The following is a 26,684-nucleotide window of genomic DNA, read 5'->3' as shown; positions in this document are numbered from 1 at the left end:
GCGACGGGACCGGCAAGGCAGGCAGGCATTCCGTTACAAAAGGCTGTACGCTTCAAGCTGCCTCGGAGACAAGATCCGCAATTAAGTTGTTTTGCATTCCGGCGCTGTCAAAAAGGGCCGCAAGCAGTTCGGTACCCGAAACGGGCTTCCCGACGACACGCGTCGGCTTGACGATCAACGCGTCGAGTTCGGGCAAACGTGACGCGGGCCAGAGCAGCGTGGTGGCCGCATCGCCCGCCGCGGCATGGATCCGCGCGATCGCCGCAGTGACGTCCCCGGCAGCATGCACGGTCACGTCATCGATGAGGATGTTTGCGACGCGCGTCGCTTTCAGCGTCTCAACCGCCTCGTCGACCGATGCGACGGCGAGCACGGAGTCGACATGAGGTGCGACCAGCGTCTTGAACATGCTGCGCATGATTGGGTTGCGATCGACGATCAGGAACGACGCTCTGGCCACCGAACCGCTTCCAGTCTCCGACCGCACGACGCTGTCGGCGACGATCAGCGGCAGGTCGAGCGTGAAAATGGTGCCCTGCCCGACCACGCTCGCGACGACGATCTCCCCCCCCATCGCCCGGGCGAGATTGCGCGAGATCGCGAGGCCAAGCCCCGTGCCGCCATATTGGCGGGTCGTTCCCGCATCGGCCTGACGAAACGATTCGAAGATATCGGCGAGCTTGTCGGCCGGGATGCCGATCCCCGAATCAGTGATATCGAGCAGCAACCGCGTCTCGCTTGACCGCAAGGCCACCGTAACGGCGCCCGCATGCGTGAACTTCAGCGCATTGGACAACAGGTTGAAGACGATCTGCCGGATCCGCGCCGCATCGCCGATGATCGTCGCCGGGCACCCCGCCATGTCGATGGTGAACGCCAGCCCCTTCCGCTCGGCCTGGACCTCCCACATCCGCGCGGCATCGCTCACCGTCGAACACAGGTCGAGGGGGCCATGCTCGATCGTCAGGTTCCCCGTCTCCATCTTCGCGATGTCGAGGATATCGTCGACCAGCGCGCGCATCGTGACGCCCGCGCCGTGGACCACGCCCAGCCGGTCGCGCAGCCTGGTATCAAGCGCGGCGTCGGCGAGCATCACCTCGGTCATCCCGAGGATGCCGTTCAGCGGCGTACGAATCTCATGGCTGGTCGTCGCGAGGAATTCGGTCTTCGCCGCCAGCGCCTTGGCCAATGCGCCGTTCGTCACCGCCAGATCGTCGTTCGCGGCCCGCACCTTGTCGCGGCTTCGACGGATCGTGACGAGGCCCACCGCGAGCATCCCGATCACCGCCAGAACCGCCGCCGCTCCCGCCAGAAACAGCAGGCGCTGCGTCCGTGCGCGCGCCTGCTCATACGCCACGCTGCGCTGGAGCTCGTCGGCATGGAGCTTCGAGATCTTCAGTTCCTGGTTCGCAAAGTTGAACCGCGCGGCCATCAGCGCGGTGCTCGTGTTCGTCGCGAGCTTCGTCGCCTGATCGTCGAGCCGCTTCAGCGCCGCGAGATGCACGAGCGCCTCGTCGGGCCGCCCGATCGCCTTGTAGATGTCGTAGGCGACGGCATGCGCCTCGCGGAACGAGAGCGTCGTCTTGTTGGGATCGATCCCCTCAAACCGTTTCTCGATCAACGTCAGCGCCCGTGCCGTGTCATGGCGCAAAAAGGCGAGCTGCGCGGCGTAGGGAAGGATCAGGCCAAGCCCCTGCTCTGCGCCCTCGCGCGTGGCAATCAGCATGGCCTCGTCGATCGCCACCTGGGCCTGACGAGGATTCCCTGCCTTGATGCGGGTTTGCGCGATGTTCCCCAGGACGACGGAGCGCAACATCGGACTGTTCATGCTCTCGGCAATCTCGAGCGCATGATGAAATTGCACTTCCGCCTCGGGATAGCGTCCGAGATCCTGCAGATACGATCCGCGATTGTTGTAGATGGACACCAATACGCCGGGATCCCCGCTATAGATGTCGAGTGCTTGACCGAGATACCGCAGTGCGGTTTCCGCATCATTCCCGTCGGCATACAGGCTACCGATCAACATCAATGCCTTGGCTTGTTTCCGCGTATCGGACTGGCGGCGAAAGATATCGTGCGCGGCTTGATAGTCAGCGAGAGCCGCAGCAGCCTCACCGCGTGCACCATGCGCACCGCCGCTCGACAACAGGATGTCGCCGTGCAGGTTCGATCCGCGGTCGTACCGTCCCACCGTCTCCAGCGCCCGGGCGATGAACGGTGCACCGCGGTCGGGCTGGTCGATGCGAAGATAGGCTTCCCCCCGCAGCCACTGCGCCGTCGCGATGGCGATATTGCGCTGACGCAGGTCCGCGATCGGGCGCGCAAGGGTCTCTGCTCTGGCGGCGCTGGCAGTCGCTGCACGAGGATCGATCTGCATCGTCGATTTGACGTCGCCGATCGCCACGTCGAACCGCTCCTGCGCCCCTCCGCCGCCAGCGGCGATGGCGGGCGTCGCAATCGCTGCAAGGGTGATCGCGCACAGGACCACCAACCGACGCAGCGTGGACACCGCGCTCCTAGCCACTTTGCCTGACAGCGGAAACGCGGCCGAACGGTGAGCGGATTTCCTGCGCCACGCTCAGATGACGCTCTTCGTCGAGAAATGGCAGCAACGCGTCGATGCCGATCGGGCGGCTGATGAGGAACCCCTGCACCATGTCGCACCCCATGACGGACAACAGTGCCATGGCCGATGCGGTCTCGACGCCCTCGGCGACGACCTCCATCTCGAGCGCGTGCGCAAGATCGATCGTCGAACGGACGATCAGCGGATCGCGGTTCGAGCTCGTCAACTGCGTCACAAACAGCTTGTCGATCTTGAGTTCGCTCGCCGGGAGCTGCTTCAGATAGGCGAGCGACGAAAGCCCGGCGCCATAATCGTCGATCGCGATGACGATCCCGATGTCCGCAAAGACCTGAAGATTGCGAATCGCGCTGTCCGGATCGCGAATCACCGACGTTTCGGTAATCTCGAAACCGAGCTGCGCCCCGCTCTTCTCGATCAACACACAGGCCTGGCGCACGAATCGCGCATCCGAGAGCAGCACGCCGGCGATATTGATGAAGATCGGAAGATCATGGCCGCGCGCGACCAGGATCCGCTGGTCGCGAATCACCTGTTCGATCGTCCACAGCGTCAACGTGACGATATCACGGCTGTCTTCGGCGATCGGGATGAAGTCGCTGGGCAGGACGAGACCGCGCGTCGGGTGGCGCCACCGCACCAGCGCCTCGACGCTCGACACCTCCTGCCGCCGCAGATGGACCTTGGGCTGATACTGCAGGAACAGCTGATCGCCCCCGATCGCCTCATGCAGTTCGCGCGCGAGGAGCTGGCGGTCCAACGATGCATTGGCGATCGACGCATCGCGCGCGATCGGACCGTGTTCGATTCGCGCATCCGCAAGCGCGAGCTCCGCCTCCTCGATCAGCCGCACCTCGTCATGCTGCGGCGCGTGGACCGAGGCTCCACCGAGCGTCAGCTGGATGAGATAGCACTCACCGTCGATATCGAACGGCGTGGCGAACGCCTGCTCGATCTGGTTCAGCACGAGATCGAGCTCGGACTGCGCGTCGCCCTGCAGGCTGATGTCGATGAGATCCCGCGCAGCCACCTCGGTTCGCGACTGCGGCAGCAGGGTCGCGATTCGCAGCGCGATGTCTGCAACGAGCGTATCGGCCCTGCGACGGCCGACGTGGCGCCGGAGATGCGCAAAATTGCCGACCTCGGCAAGGATCGCGAACTGCCAGCCGTGAAACGCGACCGGCAGCCGCGCGACCTCATTTGCCGATGACGTGCCTCCGGTCATGCGCACACCGCTGCGTGGCAGGCCGCGAGGCGCGCAACCCGACACGGGGCGGAAGGGCGATAAAAGGGCTCGCTCATGGTGCCGACGCTAAGGGCGACGCCTGAAGAATGCGTTAAGCCTTCCCGCAACGGGACGTGAAGATGGTTAATGCGTCGTATACCACGTTGTTTTTTACTTAATGGCGCGTTAACTCAGTATTGCGCATCAACAGGCGCGAACAAGGGAGAACAAAAAATGCTGAAGTTCATTCTTTCGCTCATCTACGGCAACCAGATCCGTCCCTGGTAAATCGTTAACGGTCCGGCGATCGCATGATTACGCGGAGTGACGCGCAGTCTGAGATCGCCGGGTCACTTTTGTGACAATGCATTTCAAGTTTATTTAACGCCATTTTGGGTTTGAGGCGTTTTGTAAAAGCCTGCGATCCGTAAGGGATTTTGGTCTTACGCTGGAGCGATCCTGCCCGCGTAAGCACGGCCCTCACTCACCGTGGCATTGCCGGGGCCGAACGCAGAGGCGCGTAATTTTCGCTAGTTCGATTCAAGCGGCATCGACCGGCGCGCGCATCCGGCCGCCCTCCAAGGCAACATCATTTCGCGATGACATGAAAAAGCCGGCACCCGTCTGATCGGATGCCGGCTTTTATCGTTTGGTCTGTCGCACGCCGCGGTGCGAATGCGCTCAGTAGTCCTTCGAGTATTTCACGCTCGCGTTCTGACCACCCTGCGACCCGGTCGACGACAACAGGCTCAGCGCCTTGGTCAACGCGATCTCGAGCTGCGTCGAAGTGAAGCCCTTCGCGTCGGTCACGATCTCTACATAGATGTTGTCGGTCAGGTACTTGCCAGCGGCAAGGCTGGTCCCGCGCCCGCTCGCCTCGTCGGCACCCAGCACGCGCAGGCGATCGAACCCCGTCGCGGACCGCAGCTTGCCGAGCGGGTTGAGCCCGCCTCCGCCCGACCCGCGCAGCGAATTGAGCGCGGCCGCAAGCTGGATCGCCTCGGTCGCCGACAGATTTTCCGGGTTCGTCCCGAACAGGAGCCGGCTCAGCACCTCGTCCTGCGGCAACGCGGGAGTCGATGTGAACGCGATCTGCGGCCGCTCGCCCGTACCCGTGACGTTGATCACGACCGTGATGTTGTTGGTCGTCGTCGTCGCCTGGATATTGATGTCCGGATCGGTCAACGCACCGCCACGGAACCGGATCGTGCCGCGGTTCACCTCGAACCGCTTGCCCGCGAACGAATAGGTGCCGCGGACGATGTCGAGGCCACCGGTCACGACCGGTGCGACCGACGTCCCGCTGATTCGCATGTCCATCTCCCACTCCGACTCGAGGCCCATGCCGGACACGAAGAGCTGGTTGGGCGCACGCACGCGCAGATCGAGCTTGATGAGCCCGGCCGGAGTCACACGCGCCGGGCGGTCCGTCGGTCGACCCGGGCGGATCTCGCTCTTGCGACGTACGCCCGTAAGCTCGGGGACTTCGGCCTGACCCTGGCGGATGATCTCGTATCGCGCTTCGGGAACCTGCAAATCGCCCTGCAACAGCGCACCGTCGCGGCCGTTGGTGAAGCGCACCGTACCCGTCGTCGTCGCACTCAAGGCATCGCTCTTGGCCAGCTGTGCATTATTGAGCGTCGCGCGCAGATCGATCGGGAACCCGCTGTCTGCCGCAAGCCCGACGCTACCCTGTGCCTGGACGGTACCGTCACCAGCACGTGCCGCCAGCTGCGTCAGTTCGAGGCGATCATTGTTGAACCGCGCGTTGATCCGCATCTGCGACAGCCGCGTGCCATATTGCTCATTGTCATACGTCAGCGAGTCCGCACGGATCAGCCCGTTCAGTCGCGGCGCCTGCAACCGGCCGGAGAAATCGGCAGCGATCGCGATCGGCCCCGACAGCTGCTGGTTGGGCAACGCCGCCAGGCTGAACAGCACCGCGGACGGACCATTGTAGCGGATCCCCCCCGACAGCGGTGCAGCCATCAGACGCTCCGACCACGAGGCTCCCGCCCCGAGCGGCTGGAGATTGGCGACCATCCGGCCAACGACGGTCGGCCCGCGACGGACGAGTGCGCGCCCCGTGCCGCCTTGTGCGCCGAGCGTCCCGGCGAACACGATGTCGACGGGATCCGAAATCGCGGCGATCCCGGTCCGCGTGAAGTTGCGGACCGTGATGCGGGCATCCGCCGTCGGAACCGCCGCGCTGCCCGATTGCGCGAAGTCGAGGCTTCCCGTGGCGTTGCCGCCAATACCGAGGCTCGGCATGAGTGCGCTCAGGATCGAGAGATCGAGCTTGTCGAGCCGCAGCTGAGCATTGAGCCCGCTGCCATAGCTTCCTGCGAGGCGCGCCGCGCCCGCATTCGGTCCCTGCCCGAAATCGATCCGCGTCGGCGCGAGCCGGTACGTCCCTGCCGTCGCGCTGATCCGGGCCGGATTGGCCGTGCGGAAATCGATGCCGTTCGCTTGGCCCTTGAGCGCGACGAGATACGAATCGGGGCTGAGCTGAGCGTTCATCGCGACGCGGAACGGGACGCCGCTCGACCCCGTCGCCAGCGCCTGCGCCGTGCCCCGACCACCGACATAGTTCACCTTCGCGCGCGCGGCCGACAGCACGACCTCACCGTAGCGCATGTCGGCGACCTGGACGTCGGCGATCACTTCCGGCGCCTTGGGGTACATCACCGCGTGCGCGTTCACGATCGCACGCCCGATGGTGAAGTCGACCATGCCGGGAATCTTGGCGCCATAGGCACGCGCGGCGACATCCGCGCGCTGGTAACCGCCCTGGTTGCCCAGCCGGACGTTCCCCTGGAGCCCCTGCCCTGCGAACTGCAGCGCGCCCGCGAACGGCCCCGGTGCCGTCTGCACGACCCGGCCGCTCGCGACGATCCCTGCGAATACGACTCGCCTGACGTCGACCGCCAGCTGCGCCGCGGGCGTTACGAGCACGTCGGCGGTGAACGGACCGTAATTGGTCCCCCCGCTCGCGACGACCGCATAGGCGCCGTTGCGTCCGACGATCCGCGCCTGGAGATTGACGAGACCGACGCCGACGCCCGGGCGCGGTGCGCGCAGGACGACGACGGGTGCGGTCGCACTCCCCGTCACGCGCGCGAACAATGGGCCATACACCGTCGAATACGCGTCGGCATTGACCAGCACCAAGCCGCTGGCCGGATCAAACCGCCCCTCGCCACGCGTGATGCGGAACTGGGGTGCATTCATCCGCAGATTACGGAACGTGACGATCCCCTCAGGGCTGTAGCCGATATCCGAACGGATGATCGCATTGCCGCCGAGGAACATGCGTGCGCCCTCGTTGAAGATCTGCGACGTCTGCGCGACGACGCGGCCGGTGATCCCGAAACCACCTTTGGCCCCGGGCACCAGCTTGGCGTCGGTCGACAGGTTGACGATCCCGATACCATCGACGCGGTAGTTGTTGATCCGGCCCTTCAGCGCACCGGTGTAGCGACCCGTCGCCATGTTCGCGACGACCACGGCGGTCGCGTCGATCTTGTCCGACCGGATCTTGAGGTTGTCGGACAGGACGTTGACGCCCGAGATCGCGAAATCGCCATCGATCGCGACGTTGGTCGCAAGTCCGCCGACCGCCGCGTTGAGCCCCGTCACGCGACGCGCGCGAGCCTTGACCGGTACCAGGATCCGGTCGCTGTTGATGCGTGCCAGACCCTCGGCGTAGAGATTCTCGACGCCCATGTCGCCGAATGCGATCGTTGCGGCACGCACCTTGTAGTCGACCGTCGGTGTCGCGAACGCACCGTCAAGCACGACACGCGCCGTCACGTCGCGGCCGCGCAGGTTGGGGAGAATCGCGCCGGGCGTCAGCAGCTTCGCGTCGACTGCAAAATTACCGAACCGGCTGTTCGCGAGATCGATCAGGCCGCCGGCGTCCACCGTTAGCGCATCCGACTTCAGCGTGATCCGCGTATCCGCCTTGCGATCGTTTAGCGTCGTGTCGATCGCAACGTCGAGCTGCGGCGCGGTCAGGCGTTCGACCGGCCCTTCGAGATAGAGGCCCGGCCGAGTCGCGCCGCGCACCTCGATATGTCCGTTCTTCGCGGTCAGCGCGAGATTGGCGAGTTGCCCCCCGCCAAGCGTGGCGACCGCACGTCCCTGCCACGCAGCCCAGCTGCCGCGCCCATCGACGGTTGCCGTCAGTGGCGCCTTCAGCCCGCCCATCGTCGCGACCACGCCGCCAACGGGCGCCGCGAGCTTGAGATTGACGTCGAACTTGTTCTGCTCGGGCACCGCGTCGAGCCGCAGCATGAGCCGATCGCCACCGGCAACGCCCGGCCCGCGCAGCGCAGCGGCGTTGGTGGTCAGCTGCGCGCGCTTGTCGGCGATGTGCACTGCGCCATCGATCCTGACGATATGCGTCTGCCCCGTGACCGGCTTGCCGATCACGAATCGATCGATCCGCAACCGGTTCACGTCGATGTCGAGGTCGGGCAGCAGCGGCGCATTGGGATCGCTCGGCGTTGCCTTCAAAATCGGTCGACGCTGCAGCGTCACCAGCGGGGTCGTCAACGCGCGCACGTCGACATGATTGCGCGCGAACGCGAACGGCCGCCAGTCGACCGCCAGCCGCGGGCTGGTGAGGAACACGCCCTTCGTATCGGACACGCGCAGATCGCTTAGCGTCATCGCGCCATAGATCGAGCCATCGATCCGCCCGACCTTGATGTTGAGCCCCGACGCGGTCGTGTAGCCACCGATCTGATCCGCGACGAGGCGACGGCCAGGATCGGTGTTGATCCCGAAGAGCACCAGCAACAGCAGGACGACGATCCCGATCACCGTGAGGACGATCCATTTCAGGATACGCTGCCAGAGGGGACGCTTGTCAGTGCTCCCGCCGTCCGCGTTCGTCATAGGGTCGACCACCGGGTCGTGAGCGGGAGGGGTGCCGTTTTCGGCCATCAGAATGCCTGCCCGATCGAGATGTAGAGTGCGACCTTGCCGTCACCCTCGCGCGGGTTCAGCGGCGTCGCGATATCGACGCGCATCGGCCCGAAGCTGGTATAGAAACGCCCGCCGATACCCGCGCCGTAGCGCAGGCTCGAAAGGTCGGGCGTCGTGCTTTCGTAGCTGTTGCCCGCATCGACGAACGGGACGATCCCGAAATCGCCAAACCGGTACCGCGCTTCGAGCGCGAATTCGTTCAGGCTGCGTCCGCCGACCGGATCGCCATTCGGATCGAACGGCCCCAGCCGCTGATAGCCGTACCCGCGCACCGATCCGCCGCCGCCGCCATAATAGCGACGCGACGGCGCCAGGTCGTCGCGGGCGACGCCCTGGATCGTCCCCGCCTTGGCGCGGCCGGCGATCACGATGCTGCTCGATACGGGATAGTAGAACGTCCCCTCGACCATCGCGCGGACATAGGGCCTGACCGCCCCCTGGACCGACGTTTCGGGACTAAGATTGACGCGGAGGCGATAGCCCTTGCTCGGATTGAGCAGGCTGTCCGACCGATCGAACAGCACCTGCCCCGGCAGCGCGACGATGCCATAGGTCCGCCGGACATTCTCGCCACGCGTGAAGTCGTAAACGCTCTCGTTCGTGCCGACGAGCTCGCCGCCATAATAATAGGTCAGCGGCTTTTGCCAGATCGGCGTCGAATCATAGCTCCAGCGGACGCCGACGCTCGTCGTGAACGCTTCATAGGCGTCGTAATTCGAGTGGTTCGCACCTGCGGTCAGGCTGAACGTCCGATCGCGGCGGCCGGCATTGGCACGGCGGAACGTCCCCGCGACACCCTGCTCCTGCGTGCCTGCGATTACCGACGCGATCAGCGCGCCTTCGTACGGGAAGAGATTGCGATGCTGCCAGGTGCCTTCGGCGCGGAACCCCTGCCCCGTCGAGAATCCGACGTTGCCGCCCAGCGTTCGGGCCGGACCCTTGGCCTGACGGACCAGCAGATCGACCTGCTCGGTGCCATCGGCATTGATCTGTCCGGTGCGCTGCGGGACCACCGAGACGCTCTGGAACAGGCTGGTCGCGACCAGTGCGTTGCGCAGGTCGTCGGTCAGTCGATTGTCGTACAGCGCGCCCGGCTCGAACCGCGGGAAGACGTTTAGATGCTCGATATTGAAGACCGTGTCGCCTTCGGTGCGCAATTGCCCGAACGACGCGCGCGGCCCGACATCGACCGGGAGCGTATACGCGCCCGTCGCGGTCGGCGACTCGTCGTCGAGCAGGATATCGCGCTCGCCGACCTTGACGAACGGATATCCCATTTGCGGGAGCGTCAGCGAGACGTTCGCCTCCGCGCCCTGGATGCGGTCGGCCTGGATCGCATCGCCGACCTTGAGCGGCAGTTGCTGCCGCACGAGATCGGGCGGTGTCGTCTGCGCGGCCTGAACCACGATCGACGACAGCGTGTACAGCCGGCCGGGCTGTGCGCTGACGATGGCCTTCAGCCGGCCGGGCGTTCCGGCGGGGGTCTCGATCGTCGAAATGGCGGTGGCATCGTAATAGCCGAGCGATTTGAGCAACCGGACGACCAGGGCCTCGTCTTCCTTCGCCCGCGCCGAAACCTGCGTCGCGTTGGCAGCCTTGCCGCCGCCCTTGAGCGCGGACAATGCCTTGTATCGTGCCTCCAGCCCGTCCCCGGCGTCCGCAAGCCCCTTGATTTCGGCATCGTACCGGATCTCGGGCGCATTCTTGTCGCGGATGTCGGCACCGGTCGCCAGTGGCGCGGTGTCGTAGCTGGCGAGCGCGGGGAGCGGCTCGACGAGCTGCGGATCGTTCGGCCCGATCGGCGGCAGCACATCGCCGGAAGCGGTAACCGCCGGAGCGCTCGACGTGGCCGGCTGAGTCACTGACGCGGTCTGCGGCGTGTCGGCGATCATCGGCTCGAGCGCCGCGTTGATATCGCCCGACAAGGGCGGCAGCGCGCTGTTGAACTCGGCGTCGGGAACGATCGGCGCGTCAGTCGCAGGGGAGGCTGGCGTCGACGATTGCCGATCAGCGGCACGAGGGGCGTCAGGCCCCTTGGCAGGCGCAGAGCCGGGCTGTGCGAGCTGCGCCGCGGCGGGCTGGATGAGGCCATTGGCGCCCGCCGCCAAAGCGATGGCGAGCCAATAATGCCGTCCGGTCGAACCTGTCACGCTAACTGCGAGTCCCCTTTGAATAGGGCGACCGCATTCGATTCATCCCCGTTAGCTGTTCCGAACGCTCGAAAGTTCTGAAAGTTTCGCACCGTTGCGATTTACGTGCAGCCGACCATACCCGCGACCGGCAGGATCACCGTATCGCGTCCCGGCCGGTCGATCCGTAGCGTCGCCGCAGGGATCATCGCCCCCGACGCGAGGTCGTCGCGCGACACGATCGTCATGTCGAGCGCGATCGTCAGATCGCCGCCGCGATAGGTCGTGACTCCCGCAAAGCCGAACCCGCCGGCACCGCTTTCATCGGCGCGCAGGTAATCGATCGGCTTGCCGTCGATCGCGACGCGGATCCGCCCCGTTTCCGCCCCGGCCATCGCCACCAGCGTCCGGTCGGTCGTCCCCCACAGGAACGCGGCACACCCCTTTGCGGGCATGACCTGCTTGCCGATCGGACCGAGCATGGGCGCCGCGCTGCCCGATTGCCCCCCAATCTGTGGAGAAGCGGTCGGTGGAGACGCGGTGGACGACGCTTGCAACGCAGCGGCAAAAAGCAATCCGATCATGCCGCGGTCGTTATCATGAATAGCCAGGCTGGATAAGCGGCGATCGCGAGCAATGCGCCGAACGGGAGCGCGGTGTCCGCGGTCACCGCGGCGCCGCGCAGCCGCGCCGACAGTACGACACCCAGCCCGATCATGCTGCCGATCAACAGGATCGCGGGCAGCATCTGCCAACCCACCCATAACCCGATCGCGCCGAACAGCTTCGGATCGCCGGCGCCCATCCCCTCGCGGCCCCGCAGCCGTCGATAACCGGCGGCAATGAGCCACAAGCTGCCATAGCCGACGCCGCCGCCGATCAGCCGGTCGATCGCGATCGGTCCGATACCGGCGATCCCACCGATCGCGCCGCCGATCGCAAGCAGGCCGGTCAATCGGTCGGGAAGCCAGAACGCAACGATGTCGAGCGCAGCAAGCGCGAGCAGGATCCAGCCAAAGACCGCACCGGCGACGCCCTCCACACTGGGGGCAACGATCCCGGCGACTACTCCGATCACAACCGCGCAAGCCTCGATCCGCCAGTGGATCGGATCGATCGGCGCGCGACAATGCCTGCACCTTCCTCGCGTCAGCACCGCACTGACGAGCGGGATCAGCTCGATCGGGCGAAGCACGCGGCCGCAATGATCGCAGCACGACCGCCCCTGGACCACCGAACGATCCTGCGGCCAGCGGATCACGAGCGCCGCGATAAAGCTTCCAAAGATCGCGCCCAGCCCGCCGAGAAGGACCGCGGCGACGAGCGGCATCGGCAGGTTTGCGATATCGATCATCCCTGCCGCGTGACGAGCGGCTGCCCCGCCGTCAATCAGGGAAGCGCTTCGTCCGCATCGACACCCCAGAGCGCATCGACCCTGACGAACCCGGCCTGCCCCTTGACGTCCATCAGGCACCAGCCGTTCGCGCACTGGCTCAGCCGACCGACCACGCCGGGTGCGGCCCGCCACAGCAGTTTCGCGCTTTCGCTCGGACGCGCGCGCAGATCGATCGGCACCCCGCCGCGGACGATCGCGGTCCGCGTGGCGCTCATCAGATTGGCCTGCATCCAGCCTTCGGTGCCATCCGGATCGGCGATCTTGCGCCATTCCTTGTGGATCGCGACGACTTTCACGGGCAGGTCGGCGCGCTGGTACAGCCAGCTCGCGGGATAGGTGCGCGCAGGCCCCGTCCGTGTCCGGGCTCGCCCCGCCGCGATCGACGCATAATAGGGGACCTTCCGGTCCGGATCCGCCGCCGCCGGTTCGACGATCAGAAGCAACGTGGCGGTGACGGCGAAACCGACGGCAAAGAGGCGCATGGCGATATCCTGTAGCCCGACGCAGCCCGCGGGACGCCAATCCCTATCGCGGCGAATGCTCCGGTTTCAACTACTAAGCGCAGGCCAGTGCGATCGCGCGCGATCGCGGGAACCGGCACGTGCGACGGGACCCTGCCGCTTCTTCGTTGACGCCTGCGACGGGGTTCGCCAAGCCGTCGGCATGCCCGATACCCGTCGCTGCCCCAATCCGAAGGTCGTCGTCACACGCGAACTCGCGAACGTGGTCATGGACCGGATGGAGGCGTTGTTCGAAACGCACAACAACCGCGCCGACGAGAAGATGTCGCGCGACGCGCTGGCTGCCGCGATGGCGGACTGCGACGTGCTCGTCCCGACGGTGACGGACGATATCGACGCCACGCTGATCGCCGGTGCCGGCGACCGCCTCCGCCTGATCGCGAATTACGGCGCCGGGGTGAACCACATCGACCTCAAGGCCGCGCGCAACCGCGGGATCATCGTCACCAACACCCCCGGCGTGCTCACCGAGGACACCGCCGACATGACGATGGCGCTGATCCTGTCGGTGCCGCGCCGGCTGGCGGAGGGCGAAAAGCTCGTTCGCTCGGGAAGCTGGACCGGCTGGAGCCCCGGCGGGATGCTGGGCCACCGGATCGGCGGCAAGGCGCTCGGCATCGTCGGCATGGGTCGGATCGGCCAGGCGGTCGCGCGGCGTGCGGCCGCGTTCGGGCTGTCCGTCCACTATCACAATCGGCGCCGGCTGCCCGTGTCGCTCGAAACGGCACTGGGTGCGACGTGGCATGATTCGCTCGACGAGATGCTCGCCGCAGTCGATATCGTCACGCTCCACACGCCGCTCAATGCCGACAGCCGCGACCTGATCGACGCGCGTCGGATCGCGTTGCTTCGCCCCCATGTCTTTCTGATCAACGCGTCACGTGGCGGCATCGTCGACGAGGACGCGCTGATCGACGCGCTCGAATCGGGGCGGCTTGCGGGCGCCGGGCTCGACGTCTGGCGGCATGAGCCCGAGATCGATCCACGGCTGCTCGCGCTCGATAACGTCGTGATGCTGCCGCACATGGGCTCCGCGACGTTCGAAGGCCGGATCGCGACCGGCGAGAAGGTCATCCAGAATATCCGCATGTGGGCGGACGGACACCGCCCCCCCGATCAGGTGCTCGAAGGCTGGGCCTGACCAGTTTTTGGGAACCGATGCTGCGACGCGGCATTAGTTGGATACCCCCGGAGAGAAGGAGTATCCCCATGAAGAAGATCGCAGTTTCCGCCTTGCTGGTCGCATCCGCCGTATCGATGAGCGCGTGTTCGACACTGAAGGGCGCCGGCATCGGCGCAGCGGGCGGCGCAGGTGTCGCCGCAGCAACCGGCGGTAGCGTCGAAAAGGGCGCGGCAATCGGCGGCACCGGTGGTGCGGTCGTCGGCACCGTGGCAAAATGATCGGACGCGCGGGCCGGCCAACGGCCCGCGCGAACCTCATTCAGGCGTGCGTGCCGAGCAACGCTGCGCCGAACCCGATGAAGATCCCGCCCGTCGCGCGATCGAACCCGCGGCGCAACGCGGGACGCCGAAGATGCCGCGCCAGCGTGCGCCCGCACAGCGCGTAGACCCCGTACCAGAAGCTTTCCACGACCGCGAAGGTGACGACCAGGATCGCGAACTGCGGCGCCTGCGGGGATCCGCTGTCGACGAACTGCGGCAGGAACGCCGCTGCGAACAGCAGCAGTTTCGGGTTGCTGATCCCGATCACGAACCCGCCGCGAAACAGCCGCCGCGCCGACGCCGCGACGGGCAGCGCGTCCGATCCGACATCGACCGGCGCACCGGCGCCCCGCCATGCCTTGATCCCGAGAAACACGAGATAGGCGACACCGGCATAGCGCAACGCGTCGAATACGCGTGGCCATGCGGCGAGCAACGCCGATACCCCCGCAGCCGAGGCTGCCAGCACGAGCACGAGCGCGCACAGGCATCCCGCCATCGCCGCGATGCTGCGCCGCGCACCGAACGCGACGCTTCGCGTCATCACATGCAGCATGTTCGGCCCCGGCGTCCCGCAGAGCAGGAACACCGCGACAACGAACAGCCACCAGAGATGCAAGGTCATCGCCACCCCTCCCCGTCACCGCCGAACGACGTTTAGTCGCCCGTCAGGATCCGATCGACGAGCTGCCCGACGCTCGGCACGAAGCCGTTCGAGTAGAACGGGTCCTTCTTGAAATTATACGCGGCATGGCCCGCGAACATCAGGTTCTGCTCGATATCGCCGCCATGCGCGATGTCCTGCAACGTCTTCTGGATGCAGAAGCTGCGCGGGTCGGCGAGGCGCCCGGTCGAATTGGTCTCGGTATCCGCCCAGCTCGAGAACGAGCATTGCGACAGGCAGCCCATGCAGTCCGCCTGATCCTTGCGGATCATGCCCTTCTCGTTCGGGCTGACGAACACCAGCGTGTTGTCGGGCGTCTTGAGCGCATCGGTATGCCCCTCGCCGAACCACTGGCGGGCGCGCAGCAGGTCGTTGCGCGTGACCCAGAAGTTCTTGCCCTTCACGCCGACGTCGAGCTGGAACACATGGTCGCCCGCCTCCTGCGTCGAGAAGGCGATCTGGCGCTCCGACCGCGCCTCGAGGCTGCGCAGGAACGGGTTGCGCACCGCGGACGAATAGAAGCCGGTCGGCGAGAATTTGTGCAGCAGCACGTCGCCTTCCTCGATCTGCGTCAGCGCGTTCTTCCAGCCCTCGGGAATCGGGCTTTCGCGCGTCAGCAGCGGGCGCGTGCCGAACTGGAACGCGATCGTGCCGAGCTCGGGATTGTCGATCCAGTCGTTCCAGTCGCGTAAGTACCAGACGCCGCCCGCCATCACGATCGGCACGTCGTCGGAGATGCCGCCCTCGCGCATCACGTCGCGCAGTTCCTTGACGCGCGGATAGGGATCCTGCGGCTTGAGCGGATCCTCCGCGTTCGACAGGCCGTTATGCCCGCCCGCGAGCCACGGATCCTCGTACACGACCGCGGCGAGCCATTCGGCCGCCTTCGAATAGGCGCGCTTCCACAGCGCGCGGAAGGCACGGCCCGAGCTGACGATCGGCAGATAGCTGACGCCGTAGGACGCGGTGATCTCGCTGAGCTTGTAGGGCATGCCCGCGCCGCAGGTGACGCCCGCGACCTTGCCGCGCGTGCGCTCGAGCACGCCGTGCAGGATCCGCTGCGCGCCGCCCATTTCCCACAGCACGTTGATGTTGATCGCACCCTTGCCGTCGGCGATCTCGTACGCGCGCTCGACCTGCTGGACCGCACCGTCGATCGCGTACTGGACGAGCTCCTCGTGCCGGTCGCGCCGCGTCAGCGCCGCATAGACCTGCGGGATGATCTTGCCGTCGGGATCGTAACTATCTGCATTCACGGCGGAAACCGTACCGATGCCGCCCGCTGCAGCCCAGGCGCCGGCGGACGCGTGATTGGTCGCAGCGACACCCTTGCCGCCTTCCACGAGCGGCCACACTTCGCGACCGTTATAGACGATAGGCTTCAGGCCCTTGAACACGACGTCACCTCTCCCGGAAAATACGGCCCCCTATATCGCAAGGACGCAACGTGCGAGCAAATTCAGAGCGGGGTCAACGCGCCCGGCCGCCCCAGCGCCTCTTCATACAGCGTCCGATAGCGCGCGATCATCACCGACTCGTCAAATTCGGCCGTCGCGCGCGCGCGGTTCGCAGCGCCGATCGTCGCGCGCAACGAAGCATCGGACACCAGCGCCTGTAACGCGTCGCGCAGCTTTACCTCGTCGGCATTGGCGGTGATGAAGGGCGCGTTTTCCGGCGACACCATCCGGGCGACATCGCCCACCGGATAGCTCGCGATCGGCAGCCCCGCCGCCATCGCCTCGACCACCGATATCGGAAATTGCTCGCTGCGCGACGAGAGCGCGAGAATGTCGAAATGACCGATGTAGCGATAGGGGCGGTCGAGAAAACCGGGCATTACCAGCACTTTGCCAAGCCCCATTGCGGCGGCGGCCTGCTGGATCCGAGCGCGTTCCGGACCCTCGCCGATGATCACCAGCCGCACGCGCCCCGACACGCCGCCGACCGCACGCACCAGCGCGGCCAGGTCCTTCACCTCGCGCAGTCCGGCGAGCGCGCCGATCACGACCTCCTTGCTGTTCGGGACGAACCCGGGGATCGCCTTGGGGTCGGGCTTTTGCGCGTAATAGGCGGTGCCGATGCCGTTCACGATCCGGTGGACGCGCTCGCGGGGTTGTTTCCACGTCCGCAGCGCGATGTCCTCGAGCACTTCCGAGGGCACCGCCAGCGCGTGCGCCGCCCCCAGCGCGAGCCGGCGATAGATGTTGCGCTCGATCTTGAGGCCACCCGCTTCGTCCGCGTTGAAGCCGTCCTCGTGGTGGACCAGCGGCGGCGCCCCCTTGCCGAACGCGCGGCGCGCCATCGCCCCGTCGATCGCGCCCCAATTATACGTCAGCACGAGGTCGAACCGCCGCATATACTGCGCGATCGCCTCGTAGCGCTTGACCGACGGCTTGCCGGTCAGCGGCGGCGGGTTCTGCGCGATCTCGTACCGGATGCCCTTGGCGATCGACGCCTGCGCACCCAGCGCATCGGGCACGCCCGACACGATGCTGTGCTTCGCGCGATCGCCGAACGCGTTCATCAGCCGTACCGCCCGCGCCTCCTTGCCGCCGAGATCGAACGAGGAATGGAGGTGGAGGATGTTGACGGGAGCAGCCATGCCCGAGCGATGCCGATTCCCGCCGCCGGGTTCAAGGCTCAACAGCGTTTTCGCATGGTCGCCGCATTCAGGCTGCGAAGACCTGCTTCGGGATATGCGTGATCCGGCACGCCAGATCCGCCTCGCCGCTCGCGACGACGTAGAAATCGCCTGCGTCCGCGATGCCCGTCGTGAAGACGACATTGTCGAGATACAGGCTGTCCTTCAGCGGCTCGGTGAGCGCGGGGCTGGGCTCGAGCAGCGGGGCGTGCTCGGTCGCGAGCGTGATCGACGGATCGTCCTTGTCGAGGATCGACCAATAGGTGCGATAGATTCCGACCACGCCCGACGGCTCGACACCGTGCCACAGCGTCAGCCAGCCGCGATCGGTGAGGATCGGCGGGGCGCCGCCGCCCATCCGCGCGGTCGACACGGTCGCGGCATGCGGCCGGATGCCGGGCTTGTCGTGCGGCTTCCAGTGCAGCGCATCGGGCGAGCGCGACAGGTTGATCGAGGGGCCGGCGCGCCACTCGCTGCCCGGCGGATAAGCGAAATACAGGTCGCCGAGCGGCCGCGTCTGCGCCCAATATTGCCCATCGATCAGCCCTTCGAAAATCAGCATGTCCTTGTTCTGGTGATCGAGGACGATCCCCTCGAGCTGCCAGTCGAGCGCGTCGTCGGACGAGTAAAGCGTGGTCGAATGCCGCTCCGGGCTGACCGAACAGGTGGTCATCAGATAGCGGTCGCCGACCTTCGAGATCCGCGCATCCTCGACCCCGTAGCACTGGTACGACGTCCGCGGCGCGATCGCCTTGTCGTAATGCACCGCGACGACCGAGCGGCCCTCGGGGTCGAGCTCGACGGGCAGCAGCCAGGACAGCGAGGTCAGCGCCATCACCTTCCACCCGCCGCCGCGCATCATGAACTTGCGTGGATCGGCGGTGTCGACGAGCTGCAACGGCCATGGATCGAGCAGATAGGCGCCGTCCTGCCAGCGGATCGCATGGACGTTGCCGCCCTTGATTGGCTCGCGCAGCGCCTCGGCCACGCGCACCATCATCAGGAGGTTGCCGTTCGCCAGTCGCGTCATCCCGGGATTGAACGCGCCGAGGACATAGGTCTCGGCGGCGACCTTCCCCGCCAGCGGCGAGCGCGACAGGTCGATGTCCGCGGGGGTGAAGACGAGCTGATCGAACATGCTATTCTCCTTGATGCGAAAGGCGATACCGCCAGTTCCTGATCGTCATCCTGACGAAAGTCAGGATCCAGAGCCACGAAAGACGGCCCTCGGGCACCCTGAATCCTGACTTTCGTCAGGATGACGGTGCGGGTGTGGCCTTCGACGAGGCTGCGCCGTCCGCCTGCGTTATTCCCCCTCGAGCGCGCGGGGCACGATGACGAGCTGCTGGATCACACTTCGCGTCGGCTGCGTCAGCAGGAATTCGACGCCTGCCGCGATGTCCTCGGCGCGCAGCATCTGCTCGGCCGCGACCATTTCCCGCTGCTTCTCGTCGGGCACGTCGGGATATTGCATGTGGGAGCCGACCTTGCCCGGCTCGATCAGCGACACCCGGATCCCCTTCGGCCCCAGTTCGCGACGCAGCGCCTCGGCAAAGCCGGCGATCCCCGACTTGATGCCCGCATAGACGGTCGAGCTTGGTCCCAGGATATGCGCGCTGAGCGAGCCGATCAGGACGAGGTCGCCGATCGGCGTCATCCGGTGCGCGGCATGATGCGCGCTGAGCAGATAGGCGGTGAAATTGACCGCGATCGCATAGCGCAGCGCGTCCTCGTCCATCTGCGTCAGCCCGCCTGCAGCGACCGCGGCGTTGACGACGGTGATGTCGAACCCGCCGAGATAGGCCTCGCCCGCATCGAAGAACGCGCGAACCTTGTCGGGATCGGCCAGTTCGGTGATCATCCCGTCGCCGTCACCAACCTCGCGGATCAGGGCGAGCGCATCGTGCAGATACTGTTCGTCGCGTCCGCAGATATAGACCTTCGCGCCTTGCGCCGCGAGCAGCACGGCGATCGCCCGGCCGATCCCCGTCGTCCCGCCCGTGATTATCGCGCGGCGGCCTTTGAGAGGGCGGACATGGGTATGCGCGTCGGCAGGTGAGGTCATGAAGTATCCCGAGTGAGTAAAGCCTGGAGGACCGCGTACGAGCGATGTCCGTCGCATCTTCCCTTAGGTCGCGACGGCCGCCCTCTCAAGCGCACGGTCGAGCAGCCGGTCGATCGGCCCATGCAGCATCGTCTCGCTCAGCGTCGGCGAGTGCCCGACCCCCGGCACCGTCACGAGCTCGGCCTCGTCGAGCGACGCCGCCATCCGCTCCGCCACCGCGGCCGACAACAGGTCGGAGCGGCCGCCGCGGACGATCAGCGTCGGCACGTCGCGCAACGACCCCAGGGCCTGCCACATGTCCGGCCCCGCCTCGTTCCCCGGGACCCTAAACGGCTCGGCGATCTTCAGGTCGTAGTCGAGCACGATCCGCCCCGCACTGTTCAGCCGGTAAAGCCGCTTGGCCATCGCCAGCCAGTCCTCGATCGACCAGTCGGGATAGACGTCGGCGTTGTTCTCCGCGACGCAGCGCGCGGCATGCATCCAGGTCGGGAAGACGCTCGCCTTGCCGACATAGCCCCTGATCCGCGACAAGCCCTGCGCATCGATCTCGGGGCCGACGTCGTTGAGCAACGCGGCGACCATCCGGCCCCGCGCGGGCCCGCCCATCAACATCGTCACGATCCCGCCCAGCGACGTACCGAACGCGACATAGCGATCGATCCCCTGCTCGGTCAGCAGCGCCTCGACATCCTGGACATAGGTGAGTGGGACATAGGACATCGGGTCCTTCGCGAACGCGCTCTCTCCACGGCCCCGGAAATCGACCGCGATCACGCGCCAGCGCCCCGCAAGCCGGGCTGCCAGCGCGTCGAAGTCGCGCGCGTTGCGCGTCAGCCCGGGCAGGCACAGGATCGGCGGCCGCCCCGGCTCGCCCCCCGGATAGTCGCGCGCATGCAGCCTGAGCCCGTCGTTGGACCACCAATAGAGATTTTCGTAAGCGGCCATGGTTGCGTCCTTCGGGTAGCGGCCACCATATCGCTGCATGCCCATCGACCCGCAAGCCTCCCCAGCCTATCGCCCCGAAACCACGCTGCTCACGCTCGGGGATGCGTTCTTCGATCCCGTCGCGGCGGCGGATTTTCCCGACACCATATTGCGCTTCCGGAACGACCGTGCCGCCGCACAGGTCGGGCTCGCAGGGCTCGACGACGCGGAATGGACCCGGCATTTCGGACGCTTCGCGCCATTGCCGGACACGCTGCCCGGCCCGCTCGCGCTGCGCTATCACGGGCACCAGTTTCGCAACTACAATCCCGATCTCGGCGACGGCCGCGGATTTACCTTCGCGCAGATGCGCGACGATCGCGGCCGGCTGATGGATCTCGGCACCAAGGGATCGGGCCAGACGCCGTGGAGCCGCGCGGGCGACGGTCGCCTGACGCTGAAGGGCGGTGTGCGCGAAATCCTTGCGACCGAGATGCTCGAGGCGCTGAACGTCCCGACCTCGCGCACGCTGTCGCTGATCGAGACGGGCGAGCGGTTGCAGCGCGGCGACGAGCCCAGCCCGACGCGCTCCGCCGTCCTCGTCCGGCTGAACCACAGCCATGTCCGCATCGGGACGTTCCAGCGGCTCGCCTACGAGCGCGACGAGGCCAGCCTGCGCAAGCTCGTCGGCTACACGCTGCGCAACCTTTATGGAGAGGACAGCGACGACCCTGTCCTGCTGCTCGACCGCGTCGTGGCCCGAACCGCGCGCCTCGCGGCACGCTACATGGCGGCGGGCTTCGTTCACGGCGTTCTCAATTCGGACAACATCAACGTGACCGGGGAGAGCTTCGACTACGGCCCGTGGCGGTTCGCGCCGACCTGGGACCCGGGGTTCACGGCCGCCTATTTCGATCACGAAGGCCTGTACGCCTTTGGCCGTCAGCCCGAGGCAATCCACTGGGACGTGATGCAGCTCGCCGTCTCGCTCAGGCTTCTTGCCGAAAGCGAACCGCTGATCGCGGCCCTCGACACGTTCGGCCCACGCTACCAGGCCGAGGTCAGCGAGGCGATCCTCTGGCGCCTCGGCGTCCAGCCAAGCGATCCGGATGGCGATCGTGCACTGGTCCAGGCGACCGAGTTGGCGCTTCGCACGACAGGCGGCAGCCTCGATCGCTTCTTCTTCGATGCGTTCGGGGGCGACCTGCCGCCGGAATATGGCGCGCCATGGGACGACGTCCGAACGCGACTCGCCGGCTATGCCGCGCGCAAGGATCGCGCGCATCCCTATTGGTCGGGAAGCCCGTGCAGCATGCTGATCGACGAGGTCGAGTCGATCTGGTCGGGCATCGCCGACCGCGACGACTGGGGTGCGCTCGGGGCCAAGATCGCGGCGATCAGGGCGATGGGAGAGGCGCTCGCCTGATCCCGCGGCCAGCAACGCGATGCAGACGCCGAGCGCCATGGTGGAAACGGCCTGGAATTTCGGGCAAGAGCCGGACATGGCCGACGAAATTCTTTCCTACGAACCTGCGACCGGTGTCCTGTTGTGGCGCCACCTGATCGGCGATGTCGATGCCGAAGTCGGCATGGCGCGTGGCGGCTGGGCCGGCTGGGCATCGAAACCGCTCGCGTTCCGGATCGAGACGATGCGCCGCTTCGCCAACGTCGTCCGCCAGCGCAACGACGAATTCACCGACCTAATCGCGCGCGAAACGGGCAAGCCGGTCTGGGAAGCGCGGAGCGAAGTCGAGACGGTCATCGCCAAGGTCGACATCTCGGTCAGCGCTTATGCCGAGCGCACCGCGCAGCGCCGGATGGAGGCGCCGATGAACAGCCGCGTCGCGCTGCGTCACAAGCCGCATGGCGTACTTGCCGTGCTCGGCCCGTATAATTTCCCCGCGCACCTTCCCAACGGACACATCGTCCCCGCGTTGATCGCCGGCAATGCGGTGGTGTTCAAGCCGTCCGAAAAGACCCCGGCGACGGGTGCGTTCCTCGTCGAATGCTACCGCGCGGCGGGCGTGCCCGAGGACTGTATCCGCCTGCTCGTCGGCGGCCCCGCCGAGGGCAAGGCGCTCGCCGCGCATCCCGATATCGACGGCCTTCTGTTCACCGGCTCTGCGCATACCGGGCTCGCGCTCAATCGCGCCTTTGCCGAAAAGCCCGAGAAGATCCTCGCGCTCGAGATGGGTGGCAACAACCCGATCATGGTCTGGGACACGCCCGACCTTCACACCGCCGCGGTGCTCGTGGTCCAGTCGGCTTTCACCACCGCCGGGCAGCGTTGCACCGCCGCGCGACGGCTGATCGTCCAGGAACGCCTCGCGCAGCCGCTGCTCGACACGATCGAGGCGATGATCACGCGGATCATCGTCGACCACCCGCATGCCAACCCGGCACCCTTCATGGGCCCGGTGATCGACAATGACGCGGCCGATCAACTGACCGAGAGCTTTCTTGCCCTGCTGATGCGCGGCGGACGCCCGATCCGGCATCTCGAGCGCCCGGTCGACACGCTGCCGTTCCTGCGTCCGGCAATGATCGACGTCACCGACATGGCGGACCGCCCCGACCTCGAGCTGTTCGGACCGATTTTGCAGGTCTTCCGCACCGACGATTTCGACGCCGCGATCGCCGAGGCAAACAACACGCGCTACGGCCTGTCCGCCGCGCTGATCAGCCAGACCCCGTCGCTGTACGACCGTTTCTGGGCGAACATCCGCGCCGGGATCGTCAACTGGAACAAGCCTACCAACGGTGCCTCGTCAGGCGCACCATTCGGCGGCGTCGGCTGGTCGGGCAACCACCGGCCGAGCGCCTATTACGCCGCCGATTACTGCGCCTACCCCGTCGTCAGCAGCGAATCCGAAACCGCGCGCGCCAGCATCGGCATCGGTCTGCGCGACGCCTGACGCGGGGCGACAGGCGGCGCCGCACACGCCGTCATTTCACCCCGCTGAGCCAGTCGTCGATCTTCTTCTCGAGCACGGGCATCGGCAGCGCGCCGGTATCGAGCACCTGCGCATGGAACGCGCGCGGATCGAACTTTGCACCCTGCGCGGCCTTGGCCTTCGCCTTCACCCTCATGATCGTCAACTGCCCGATCTTGTATGCCAGCGCCTGCCCCGGGATCGCGATATAGCGCTCGACCTCCGCGGTGGCATCGGTTCGTCCCATCGGGGAATTCTCGAGCATATAGGCGATGGCCTTGTCGCGGCTCCAGCCCTTGGCATGGATCCCCGTGTCGACCACCAGCCGCATCGCGCGCAGCATCTCGTCGTTCAGCCCGCCCATCCGCTGATACGGATCGGTCTCGACGCCGAGCTCCTTCCACAGCGTCTCGGCATACAGCGCCCAGCCTTCGACATAGGCGGTATTGCCGCCGAACCTGATGAACGCGGGCAGCGCGACGTTTTCCTGTGCCAGGCTGATCTGGTAATGATGCCCCGGCACCGCCTCGTGCAGGTACAGCGTCTCCATCCCCCAGAGATAGCGCGTCGGCAGGTCATAGGTGTTGTAGTAGAAGATCCCCGGCCGCGTCCCGTCGGGCGTCCCCTGCTGGTACGAGCCGCCGGCATCGGTCTTCGCGCGGAAATCGGGAACCGGGCGGATTGCCAGCGGGCTCTTGGGGACCAGCGAGAACTGCGTCGCGATCCGCGCATCGACGCGCTTGCCGATCGCCTCATAGCCCAGCCGCACCGCATCCGCGGTCTTGGGCTGGAATTTCGGATCGGTGCGCAGATAGTCGAAGAATGCTGGCAAACTGCCCTTGAAGCCGACCGCAGCCTTCTGCGCCTCCATCTCGCGCGTGATGCGTGCGACCTCGGACAGGCCGAGCCGATGCACCGCGTCGGGCTCGAGCCGCAACGTCGTGCTGTCCTCGATCCGCTGCGCGTACAGCGCCGCCCCCCCCGGCAGCGCCGAAAGGCCGACCGTGTCACGCGCCTTGGCGAGATATTCGTTCGCCAGGAAGTCGCGCATCCTCACATGCGCCGGGTTGATGACCTCGCGGACCTGCTTTGCATATGCCGCGGTGAGCCGCGTCCGGTCCCCAGCTGGAATCGATGCCGGGAACAGCGTCACCGGCGCATAGAAGGTCGATTTCTCGACGCCCTGCGCGATCAAATTGTCGAACTGGCCGATCATGTTGCGCACGACGAGCTTGGGCTGCGTCACCCCCTTTGCCATGCCTTCGCGCATCAGCGCGATCGCGCGGTCGAACACGGCTGCGTACCCCGCGTTGCGGCGCAGGTTATTGTCATAGTCCATGACCGTCTTGAACGGCGCCCCGCCGGTGCCCGACGCGAAATCGGGATAGAAGGTCTGGAACCCGCCGAAGTGATTGATCGGCAGCAGCCGGTCGATGGCGACGATGTCGGGTGCAAGCCCCCGCAACGCCACCTCCTTGCCATAGCGGAACACGTCGTACGCGATCTGGTCGACGCGGGTCAGCTTGCTGCGGTCGATCGCGGTGATCGCCGCGAGGTCGCTCTCGGCGTTGCGCCGGTCGCGCGCGGTGCGTGCGTCGGTGAGATACTCGCCGAAGCTTGCCGCATAGCGCAGATCGCCGCGGAAGATCGCCTGGATCGGATCGTTGCGAAGATCGCGCTCGTCGCTGTCGTAGAACAGCCGCTTCAGCTTCGCATCCTCGGGCCCGTCGCCGGGGATCGGCGTGGGCGGCGGAAGCGCCTGGCCCGCCGCCGGCACCGCGCCGATGAGAGTGGTCGCGAGCAGCAAGGCGGCAAGGCAGATCGGGCGCTTCATCAAGATATCCTCACGTCGCTGGATCGACGATTAATCACCGGCCCTATCGCGCCGATTTCGACGCCACCAGTCCACAAACGGCATTTGGGGAAAGCAGGACTAGGATCGGGCCAAATAATGCTGGTGTCGCCTTTCGCACGGCGAGCCCCCATCTCCTTATCATGGCTAGTTTGTTGGATCCGAACGCGCGTGGGCGCGTCATTCTCGTCGGTGCCGGTCCCGGCGATCCCGGGCTGCTCACCGTTCGTGCGGTCGAGGCACTCGGGATCGCCGATGTCGTGGTGCATGACGGTCTGATCGATCCGCGCGTGCTCGATTTCGCATCGCCCCGGGCGCAGCGCATCTCGGTCGCCAAGCAGCGCGCGCGTCACACGCTGCCGCAGGAGGCGATTAACGCGCTCATCATCGCGCACGTCAAGACGGGGGCCGTGGTCGTCCGTCTCAAGGGCGGCGATCCCTTCGTCTTCGGCCGCGGCGGCGAGGAGGTTGAGGCGGTCCGCGCCGCGGGCCTGCCCGTCGAGGTGATCCCGGGCGTCTCCGCGGCGCTCGGCTGCGCGGCCGAAGCGATGCTGCCGCTGACGCACCGCGATCATTCCAGCGCGGTCAGCTTCGTCGCCGGTCAGTGCAAGGGGCTGACCGAACAGGACTGGTCGGGTCTTGCCGGACAGGGACGCACGCTCGTGATCTACATGGGCATCGCGACCGCGACCGACATCGCCGACAAGCTGATCGCCGACGGCGTCGCGCCGGACATGCCGGTCGCGGTGCTCGAACGTGGGACATGGCAGGGCTCGCGCGCGATGCGGACATTGCTGGCCGATCTCGGACCGATGGTGGCCCGCGAACGTGTCGCCAGCCCGGCAATCATCGTGGTAGGCGAAGTCGTCGAACTGTCCGACGCGACCGACAAGCTCGCGCGTTGGGCTCGGGTGGCAGATGCTATGGGTGACGAGGTGCAGGCGTGAGAGTGCTGACGGGAAATGATCTGCCGACGGGCGACGTCATATGGTGGACCGGCAATGGCTGGTCGCGCCATATCGAGGACGCGGTCGATGTCGGCGTGGCGGGTGAGTCGATCCTCCAGGCGGAGGAAGGCGCACGCCGCGTCAACGTCCCCTATCTGATCGAGGCGACGCAGACCGACGACGGCCCCCGCCCTGCACATATCAAGGACCGTATCCGGGCGCTTGGGCCCACAATGCGGCCCGACCTGACCCTCAAACCCGCGGATCCATCTGCGGGGAGCTGGGTCATATGATTCACGCGAAGGCGCGAAGGCGCGAAAAAATCAGTGAGAAGGTGGTTCGCGCGGAGGCGCGGAGACGCGGAG

General features: G+C 66.3%; 20 protein-coding genes. 6 read left to right on the top strand and 14 right to left on the bottom strand.

The window, feature by feature from the left end; genetic code table 11:
* Positions 1-52: 52 nt before the first annotated feature.
* The 7 genes from AC0CH3_RS05975 to AC0CH3_RS05945 form a co-directional block, all read right to left on the bottom strand.
* Entirely contained in the window at positions 53-2,512 is a 2,460-nt protein-coding gene (locus AC0CH3_RS05975; protein ID WP_354302621.1) for an ATP-binding protein, read from the bottom strand.
* 7 nt (positions 2,513-2,519) lie between these two features.
* A complete protein-coding gene (locus AC0CH3_RS05970) occupies positions 2,520-3,812 on the bottom strand; it encodes an EAL domain-containing protein (protein ID WP_354302619.1) in 1,293 nt (430 codons plus the stop codon).
* Positions 3,813-4,493: 681 nt separating this feature from the next.
* Positions 4,494-8,714 (bottom strand): translocation/assembly module TamB domain-containing protein, encoded by a 4,221-nt coding sequence (locus AC0CH3_RS05965; RefSeq protein WP_465237697.1) that lies wholly within the window; start codon positions 8,712-8,714, stop codon positions 4,494-4,496.
* Positions 8,715-8,761: 47 nt separating this feature from the next.
* Entirely contained in the window at positions 8,762-10,954 is a 2,193-nt protein-coding gene (locus AC0CH3_RS05960) for a BamA/TamA family outer membrane protein (protein ID WP_354302615.1), read from the bottom strand.
* Positions 10,955-11,055: 101 nt separating this feature from the next.
* On the bottom strand, positions 11,056-11,415 hold the full coding sequence (locus tag AC0CH3_RS05955) for a hypothetical protein (RefSeq protein ID WP_333996450.1): 360 nt from the start codon (positions 11,413-11,415) through the stop codon (positions 11,056-11,058).
* 98 nt (positions 11,416-11,513) lie between these two features.
* Complete coding sequence (locus AC0CH3_RS05950; RefSeq protein WP_354302613.1) at positions 11,514-12,287, bottom strand: prepilin peptidase; 774 nt, start codon at positions 12,285-12,287, stop codon at positions 11,514-11,516.
* 35 nt (positions 12,288-12,322) lie between these two features.
* A complete protein-coding gene (locus tag AC0CH3_RS05945) occupies positions 12,323-12,811 on the bottom strand; it encodes an SH3 domain-containing protein (RefSeq protein ID WP_354302611.1) in 489 nt (162 codons plus the stop codon).
* A 181-nt stretch (positions 12,812-12,992) separates the two neighbouring features.
* On the opposite strand from AC0CH3_RS05945, the gene AC0CH3_RS05940 reads away from it, so the two are divergent.
* Positions 12,993-13,991: a 2-hydroxyacid dehydrogenase gene (locus tag AC0CH3_RS05940; RefSeq protein ID WP_354302609.1), complete on the top strand. Its 999-nt coding sequence runs from the start codon at positions 12,993-12,995 to the stop codon at positions 13,989-13,991.
* A 68-nt stretch (positions 13,992-14,059) separates the two neighbouring features.
* A complete protein-coding gene (locus AC0CH3_RS05935; protein WP_200916249.1) occupies positions 14,060-14,251 on the top strand; it encodes a hypothetical protein in 192 nt (63 codons plus the stop codon).
* Positions 14,252-14,291: 40 nt separating this feature from the next.
* Here the strand turns inward: AC0CH3_RS05935 and AC0CH3_RS05930 are convergent, their stop codons facing one another.
* From AC0CH3_RS05930 to AC0CH3_RS05905, 6 genes are all read right to left on the bottom strand, one after another.
* Positions 14,292-14,918, bottom strand: coding sequence for a LysE family translocator (locus AC0CH3_RS05930; RefSeq protein ID WP_354302607.1), 627 nt, complete (start codon positions 14,916-14,918; stop codon positions 14,292-14,294).
* A gap of 32 nt (positions 14,919-14,950) precedes the next feature.
* A complete protein-coding gene (locus AC0CH3_RS05925; protein ID WP_056021641.1) occupies positions 14,951-16,354 on the bottom strand; it encodes an NAD(P)H-dependent flavin oxidoreductase in 1,404 nt (467 codons plus the stop codon).
* A 62-nt stretch (positions 16,355-16,416) separates the two neighbouring features.
* Entirely contained in the window at positions 16,417-17,559 is a 1,143-nt protein-coding gene (locus AC0CH3_RS05920) for a glycosyltransferase family 4 protein (RefSeq protein ID WP_354302605.1), read from the bottom strand.
* A 67-nt stretch (positions 17,560-17,626) separates the two neighbouring features.
* Positions 17,627-18,736 carry a glycoside hydrolase family 130 protein gene (locus AC0CH3_RS05915; RefSeq protein WP_354302603.1) on the bottom strand — a complete coding sequence of 370 codons (1,110 nt, stop codon included), beginning with the start codon at positions 18,734-18,736 and terminating at the stop codon, positions 17,627-17,629.
* A 168-nt stretch (positions 18,737-18,904) separates the two neighbouring features.
* On the bottom strand, positions 18,905-19,663 hold the full coding sequence (locus tag AC0CH3_RS05910) for an SDR family oxidoreductase (RefSeq protein WP_354302601.1): 759 nt from the start codon (positions 19,661-19,663) through the stop codon (positions 18,905-18,907).
* Positions 19,664-19,726: 63 nt separating this feature from the next.
* Positions 19,727-20,608: an alpha/beta fold hydrolase gene (locus AC0CH3_RS05905; protein ID WP_056022334.1), complete on the bottom strand. Its 882-nt coding sequence runs from the start codon at positions 20,606-20,608 to the stop codon at positions 19,727-19,729.
* 37 nt (positions 20,609-20,645) lie between these two features.
* On the opposite strand from AC0CH3_RS05905, the gene AC0CH3_RS05900 reads away from it, so the two are divergent.
* Complete coding sequence (locus AC0CH3_RS05900) at positions 20,646-22,013, top strand: protein adenylyltransferase SelO family protein (RefSeq protein ID WP_354302599.1); 1,368 nt, start codon at positions 20,646-20,648, stop codon at positions 22,011-22,013.
* A gap of 37 nt (positions 22,014-22,050) precedes the next feature.
* Positions 22,051-23,502 carry a succinylglutamate-semialdehyde dehydrogenase gene (astD, locus tag AC0CH3_RS05895; RefSeq protein WP_354302857.1) on the top strand — a complete coding sequence of 484 codons (1,452 nt, stop codon included), beginning with the start codon at positions 22,051-22,053 and terminating at the stop codon, positions 23,500-23,502.
* A gap of 31 nt (positions 23,503-23,533) precedes the next feature.
* On the opposite strand, the gene AC0CH3_RS05890 is transcribed toward astD, so the two are convergent.
* Entirely contained in the window at positions 23,534-25,354 is a 1,821-nt protein-coding gene (locus AC0CH3_RS05890) for a DUF885 domain-containing protein (protein ID WP_354302597.1), read from the bottom strand.
* Between the two features lie 161 nt (positions 25,355-25,515).
* Here AC0CH3_RS05890 and cobA point away from each other — a divergent pair, with 161 nt between their 5' ends.
* Both cobA and AC0CH3_RS05880 read left to right on the top strand, forming a co-directional pair.
* The gene (gene cobA / locus AC0CH3_RS05885) at positions 25,516-26,319 is read left to right on the top strand and encodes a uroporphyrinogen-III C-methyltransferase (protein WP_354302595.1); all 804 of its coding nucleotides are present in this window, start codon (positions 25,516-25,518) and stop codon (positions 26,317-26,319) included.
* Positions 26,316-26,612 (top strand): DUF2849 domain-containing protein, encoded by a 297-nt coding sequence (locus AC0CH3_RS05880; RefSeq protein WP_465237696.1) that lies wholly within the window; start codon positions 26,316-26,318, stop codon positions 26,610-26,612. The genes cobA and AC0CH3_RS05880 overlap by 4 nt, the downstream gene beginning before the upstream one ends.
* Positions 26,613-26,684 lie beyond the last annotated feature (72 nt).

Source organism: Sphingomonas sp. AC449 (assembly GCF_979253475.1).
The sequence above is the reverse complement of the archived record's forward strand: the minus strand, read 5'-3'. Positions and strand labels throughout refer to the sequence as shown.